This is a genomic window from Chengkuizengella axinellae (genome assembly GCF_030730905.1).
In the GTDB taxonomy this organism is placed as follows: domain Bacteria; phylum Bacillota; class Bacilli; order Paenibacillales; family KCTC-33759; genus Chengkuizengella; species Chengkuizengella axinellae.
Genome location: NZ_JAVAMP010000047.1, coordinates 1 through 1,229, shown reverse-complemented (window position 1 = coordinate 1,229; position 1,229 = coordinate 1). Strand labels below are relative to the sequence as shown.

Sequence of the window (1,229 nt, the reverse complement as noted above, 5' to 3'; positions counted from 1 at the left end):
GATTTTGCCTTCTATTCGATTTAATTTTTTATCAAGAGAACCATACCTTTTGCTTAATTCGTCCAGTGTGTCATATAGTCTATTTTCTCGGTTGTTGTTATTCTTCATCACGTAAATAAGTAGTACCACAAAAAGAACCGCAAACGGTCCCTGAGTAATAAAGTATTGAATTAGGTCAATTTCCACTTCCCCACCCCCATTTTTAGAAATAAAAAAAGAACCTATACTGTGTATGGCTCCCCAACTAATTGTTCATATTCTTCTGCTGTGATCTTCTGTCGTTCAACAAAGACTTTTACATTATCTTTTGAATAATATTTTGGATAATACCTTTGAATGATTTTCACCCAATCCACTATAGAACACCTCCTTCCACAAGAGACAACGTGAGTGTTGCTAATTCATTTTCTAAAGAATCAAATTGACTTTCTTTTTCTAACGAATCAAGAAACTGTGTCGCATTCTCACTTTCTAGGGCTTCAATTTGACTCTCTTTTTGTAATGAATCTAATATCAATGTTGCATTTTCAGACTTCAATAACTCAATCTCTTCCTCTGCTGTAAGTGGTACTTTTGGTGCGTTCATAATATCATCATAAGTAAATAAAGATGGTTGATCCTCAAACTTGATTGTTTTGGTCTGCTCAATATCTTCAAGAGCTGGTGTAAGTTCTTCAGTCCAAGAATCATGATTTTGTATAATCTCTAAAGGTTCTTGATCCTCGTAGGTGATTAAAGGTTCGGTGATTTCTTTGTAATACAACAATTCACCATCATCATTCGTCTTTTGTTCATCTACCTCTTCAGAGGTGAATATATCAATCATTCTTCCAGTTCCAATTAACCCCCAATACAGAGGGTTTCCATCTTCATCTGTCTTTTGAACATCATTGTAAACCTCATTTTCTTCATCGAATACAGGTTCCATAATCGGTTCGTCTGTGACTTCTGTTGTTTCACCTCTAACCATCTGTTCATACTGTTTTTGAACCCCATTTTCATCTAGCATTGGTACAGGATATGACGTTTTTACTATAACTGGATTATCCGTTGCTTCAGTCGTTTCAATGGTTTTGGGGATCTCCTCAGTTACTTCTAAAGACTCCTGGGGAAGTAGATATAATAGATTTCCATCCACATCTGTTTTATGCTTCTGTATGATATCAGGTATTTGTTTAGTTAACCCTTCTAAATGTACATCTTCAATTACAATTTCTAGTGGCTGTGGT

Annotated in this window: 3 protein-coding genes; all 3 read right to left on the bottom strand. The window is 35.2% G+C overall.

Going from position 1 to position 1,229, the window contains the following annotated elements; genetic code table 11:
• Positions 1 to 186, bottom strand: a 186-nt coding sequence (locus Q5Y73_RS24575; protein ID WP_305994561.1) for a BhlA/UviB family holin-like peptide, incomplete at its 3' end; no start/stop codon positions are given.
• Between the two features lie 35 nt (positions 187 to 221).
• Positions 222 to 356, bottom strand: coding sequence for an XkdX family protein (locus tag Q5Y73_RS24570; protein ID WP_305994560.1), 135 nt, complete (start codon positions 354 to 356; stop codon positions 222 to 224).
• The coding region (locus tag Q5Y73_RS24565) for a hypothetical protein (RefSeq protein WP_305994559.1) at positions 356 to 1,229 on the bottom strand (874 nt) is incomplete at its 5' end. The genes Q5Y73_RS24570 and Q5Y73_RS24565, both read right to left, overlap by 1 nt.